The organism is Mesorhizobium sp. M7D.F.Ca.US.004.01.2.1 (genome assembly GCF_003997785.1).
In the GTDB taxonomy this organism is placed as follows: Bacteria; Pseudomonadota; Alphaproteobacteria; order Rhizobiales; family Rhizobiaceae; genus Mesorhizobium; species Mesorhizobium loti.
The window spans coordinates 1-793 of sequence record NZ_RZRQ01000716.1; the positions used below are offsets into that span (position 1 = coordinate 1).

Annotated in this window: 2 protein-coding genes; one reads left to right on the forward strand and one right to left on the reverse strand. The window is 60.2% G+C overall.

The genetic code is table 11. The features are described 5' to 3' along the window. Nucleotides 1-339, reverse strand: a 339-nt coding sequence (locus EN993_RS36385; RefSeq protein WP_109661383.1) for a low affinity iron permease family protein, incomplete at its 3' end; no start/stop codon positions are given. Between the two features lie 119 nt (nucleotides 340-458). Between EN993_RS36385 and EN993_RS36390 the strand changes: the two genes are divergently transcribed. Beyond that, nucleotides 459-671 carry a hypothetical protein gene (locus tag EN993_RS36390; RefSeq protein ID WP_109660489.1) on the forward strand — a complete coding sequence of 71 codons (213 nt, stop codon included), beginning with the start codon at nucleotides 459-461 and terminating at the stop codon, nucleotides 669-671. The last annotated feature ends 122 nt before the right edge of the window (nucleotides 672-793 follow it).

Consider the following 793-nt stretch of genomic DNA (forward strand, 5'->3'; position numbering starts at 1 on the left):
GGCCTCGGGCGCGGTTCGCGCTGCCTCTTCCTCGAGTTTGCCGAGCTTCGCCCTGATGTCTTTCGGGTCGGCATGCTCCAGCCCGACGACGTCGTTTCTGGTGTCGTTGAGGGCGACGATGATCTCGTCGAGCTTGGCATGGATCGCGGCGGTGTCGCGGTAGCCCTGGATCAGCACGACACCGGTGATGACGATGGCCGCGACCGACAGCGCGTAGGTGACGGCATTCGTCAGGCCGAACGGTACCAGGGCGGTGCACACCACCATGGCAATGATCATGACGTAGAAGCCCGGCGGGCGAGACAGAAAATCAGCGGCTGCGAAAAGGAACTTGTTCATGGTGCCGACCAACCTTGCAAAATGCTCACAGGCGCTCATGACGTCAGCAAGTTCGCAAAAGGAATTTCGTTCCAGGAACCTAGGTGGCCTCCCGAAGTTTGGCTGACAGGAGGCCAGCAATGCCGCGTTACCAGATTGACGAAATGGACGCAGAGTCACTGTCTGCTTCGCACGTTGCCAGTGGGGCTACGGCACTTGAGGCGCTGCAGAAAATCACGGGCAAGGCCATGTCGCCGCGCGCCTTGCAAACCCACTGGTTCCGGGTGGTCGACGAAAGCGAGGGCAGCGTATTCCAATACAGCGTCGACCCGGAGCTCACGTCACGGCTCTAGGCTCAGGACCTATTAAAACTCTTGCGGCGACGCCAAACGGCTGATTCATTTGCGGTGCGAGGAGGCGCTGCAATGAGTGATTTGATCTGGCTGTCGGAGGCGCAGATGCGTCGGATCGAGCG